The 3,490-nt window shown below is 63.4% G+C and carries 3 protein-coding genes and 1 pseudogene; 1 reads left to right on the top strand and 3 read right to left on the bottom strand.

Annotated features, from left to right (window positions below; translation table 11 throughout):
* The 3 genes and pseudogenes from I55_RS35575 to I55_RS35570 all read right to left on the bottom strand — a co-directional run.
* On the bottom strand, nt 1-765 hold a 765-nt coding region (locus tag I55_RS35575; protein ID WP_252180953.1), incomplete at its 3' end, for a ParA family protein.
* A gap of 24 nt (nt 766-789) precedes the next feature.
* A pseudogene (locus I55_RS39410) lies at nt 790-957 on the bottom strand (helix-turn-helix domain-containing protein); the annotation flags it as partial.
* 105 nt (nt 958-1,062) lie between these two features.
* On the bottom strand, nt 1,063-1,914 hold the full coding sequence (locus I55_RS35570; RefSeq protein WP_148293493.1) for a hypothetical protein: 852 nt from the start codon (nt 1,912-1,914) through the stop codon (nt 1,063-1,065).
* Between the two features lie 488 nt (nt 1,915-2,402).
* On the opposite strand from I55_RS35570, the gene I55_RS35560 reads away from it, so the two are divergent.
* Nucleotides 2,403-3,490, top strand: a 1,088-nt coding sequence (locus I55_RS35560; RefSeq protein ID WP_199902410.1) for a hypothetical protein, incomplete at its 3' end; no start/stop codon positions are given.

The raw sequence follows: 3,490 nt of genomic DNA, 5'->3' as shown, positions 1-3,490 counted from the left end.
GGGGATTTCCATCATTGCCGCCCTACCAAACGCACTTTGGTCGGCTACCGGGTCGTAAACCCGTAAGCCAGTTCCGGTTCCTGAGAATTCCATCCTCACCGGGTCCATCTGGAATAGGTTCTTCAGAAGCAACTGGTCTACCGTCTTTCTGCTGTCATATTGATTGGGCAAGACGCCGAGGACGCGGAGGGTTGGATTGAGGCGTCGTTGAATGAGCTCGATCTCTTCCAAGATCAGTTCTAAGCCGCTGGAATCCATCGGCTCAGTTCGAACAGGTACGATCATCCCTGTGGCCGCGGTAAGAGCCCAGCTAAGAGGAAGTCCAGGGTTAGGTGGCGAGTCAAGAATGATCCAGTCGTAGACTGACCGAAGCGGCACCAACATTTCCTTCAATAGGTGTTCAGCCCCACTCTCCCTGAATTCAACGCGGGCCAGTCTCAGCGAGGCGGCAACGATATCGACACCATGACCGGTTGAGATCATGGAGCTGAGCACTGCATCCGGTTTGGAACCGGAATTGACTTTGCGCACTGCTTCAGTAAGCGTCTTTGCGCTATCAACTGCGGCCAGATGGCCCTCCTCCCCAAGCAGATATTTGCTTGCCGAGGCTTGAGCGTCGCAGTCGATTAATAGCACTTTATGACCGCGTTGAGCCAGCACCACAGCGATATTAGTCGAGGTGGTTGTCTTACCGACGCCGCCTTTGAAATTGCTCACGGCGATGATTTCGGCCCGCCCGTTGATCGAAAGCGGACGCCGATCCATCTGGCAACGTACCAAGTTCTGTACATCTGCCGGGGGTCTTTCTCCTCCCCCTTCCCATCGGCTGATTCTAGAGCGGTCGTATTTTCGGCCAAACACACCATTTAGATGCTCAGCGAATCCCTGTTGTGTAAGACCCAAATGCTCACGGAACCTCTTGACCAAATCCCCAGCCTCAACCGGAATGTGTCCCATAGCAAACCCCCAAGGTGATTGTGATGTTGACGCAACTTAATGTGACTTGCGTCAACAGGTCAATCATGGAGTTGCATCTTTAGCCGGCTAAAGAACTCGGCACGTCTATTGAATCGTCCTCCCCCCCCTGGTCGTCGGCGCGGCCGCCAGGATCAGGGTGTGGGGGCCAACGGAGCCGGGAGCTGGCAGCAGCACTGCCTCGCCATGGAAGCCTAATTCCAGCAGCCGCTGCTGGACGACAGCCACCCGGTTGGCGGTGAGGGCGGCATCGGGATAGGCCGCTTCGACAACGAGCACCTTGTTCCTCGGGTCAGCGCCAAGCGCCCCCAGCGCCACGCCGACGGCATTTCGCGCGCTGTAGTTCAGGGCCGCGCTGACCGGGTCGAAATCGACTTGCGCCAGGAATTGCGGAGGGAGGTCTTCAAGCGGCGGCTCCGGGCGTGCCGGCGCGGTCGCGACCGAGGTGCCCGAGCCCGGCGTGGCGCCGCCCTTTCCTTTACCTGACCGGTGCCTGGGCCGCGCCGGCGGTTCTTCCGCCTTAGGTCCTGGTGCAACGGCGATCTTGCTGGGGGACGTGTTCTCATGGGCGGTCTCCGGCTGCTGTTCAGGCTTTCTTTTTGAACCCCGATGGGCGGATCGAGCGGAGAGGTGATCCTGGACTGCCCCGGCGCTTGTCACTCTCCCCGCTGGCTGGCTGGGTTTGGCATCGGTGCCCGGTTTGGCGTCGCCGGTAGGCGGGAGGATCGGGGGGAGGGGGACGGCCTCAACGGCTGTCGTGACGCGCCGATGCTCATCGACGCTGGCACCGAGGTTGTCCAGGATGCTGTCGATCGCCGATCCGTCAGGTGAAGCGGCCGCGCCGGATGTGGACTTGGAGGGAGTTCCCCCGGCCGCCAGCGGAGCAGGCGCGGGAGCGGTGGCGCTTGCCGCGCCTCCCGCATCCGTGCCAGGCAACAAGGGCTGGGCTGCCTTGGGCGAAACCTCCGACGCGGTTGGTGGTGGCGGCGAGGCTGCCAGCACCGGCGGAGCCTCAACCAGGCCAGGCGAGGACCCCTGGGGCAGGGTCACCTCAGGCGAGGACGCCAGGGGCGGGGCCAGCGGCGGTTTGGGCCGCCCTTTCGAGCCGTCTCCCATTGGCGTTCTTGGAGGCGGGGGCTGGAGATCATCGAAGGGCCGGCCCATGGCGCTCTCAGGCAGCTTGGGCAGCTGTGCCTCCTCGGTGCTCATCGGCCATTCCGCCTGGCTAACCTCTTCCCTCGCTGGCACGTCTCCGGTCAGCAGGAGATAGACCAGAGAGCAGGCTGCGAGAGAGGGCAGGGTCAATCCCATCGCGTCGTCATCCGCCCTGTATGGCGGGCCCCCGGCCGATGTGCGTGACTTGGGCATTTCTCTGGGTCCCGAAATGAGCTACCACGAGTTATTTAGCACTGGACGGGGAGCATGTCATGGGTGGTCCTGTGGGGGCGGCCGTTGCACGCCACGCTGCGGCGGTCACCAAGACGATTGGGAAGCTGCTGGGGCAACTCCTCGCCTGGGCGGCTGCTGTCGGCACCTGGTGGGGGGCCATGTGTCTGCTCATGGGAGAGGCATTCGAGTTTTCAGCCTGGAGGCCTGATCAATGGCGCCAGCTCGGGAATGCCCTCATGGCGGGGCAGCCCATCTGGTTCGATTCCCATCTGGGGGCCGCCAGGGTGGACCTCCTATGGCTGGCTTCCTGGGTCACCGGCTTGCTCGTCCTACCCATCCTGCTGGGCAATGCCACCAAGCTGAAGCGCCTGGTCCTGGAAGGTGTGTCAAGAATCACCCTGACCCGCTCACCGCGGCGGCATGGACGGAAGGCGGCTTCTGAGCTGAGGTTGAGGGCCCTTCTGCAGCGCTTCAGCTCTCCGGTCAGCGTTCAACTTCCCAGCGGAGCCGGCAAGGAGGGGCTTGAAAGCCAACAGCATGGGACGGTTCCACCCGCCGCCGTACCGCCTATCCCGTCACCCCCGCCTGCGGCAAGCGGGGAGGGGGCGTCCGGCGGACTCCCCTCAGGGCACACGCTCGCGGAAGAGGAGGCGATGCTGAGAAGCCTGGAGGCTTTGGAAGCCGCGGCCGCCAGGGTCGGCAGAGGGGGCCAGGTAGGGGAAGGGGTAGGCAGCGGCGAAGCGGCGCCGGCGGCCGCCCAACCGACATCAGGTCAGCCTCATGATGCGGGGGCGGTCGCAGATCTCCTTGCCGAGGATGTCGTCCGCAGGCATGGATCGGCCGGGCCGACAACAACCCCAGAGCCCTCGCCAGAGAGAGAGATCTCACCGGAGGGCGAGACTGGCGGAACACGCAATAGTGACGAGGAGGCCGATCCCCCGGACATACCGGATGAAGTCGGGCACCTGCTTGAGGAACTTGCCGAAGACGAAGGTGAGGATCTCAATGAGGAAGAGGGCTGGGAAAACGTGAGGCTCGTGGCCCCCTTCCAGCCGATCGGGACCTTGGACGCGGAGGCCCGCGACCTGGTACTGGGCGTGGTCGAGAGTCTGCGGCGCCGGGAATG

Origin of the sequence: Azospirillum sp. B4 (genome assembly GCF_000333275.1) — a bacterium.
Taxonomy (GTDB): Bacteria; Pseudomonadota; Alphaproteobacteria; order Azospirillales; family Azospirillaceae; genus Nitrospirillum.
Note: the sequence above shows the minus strand (reverse complement) of the source record. Positions and strands in the feature narration are given on the sequence as shown.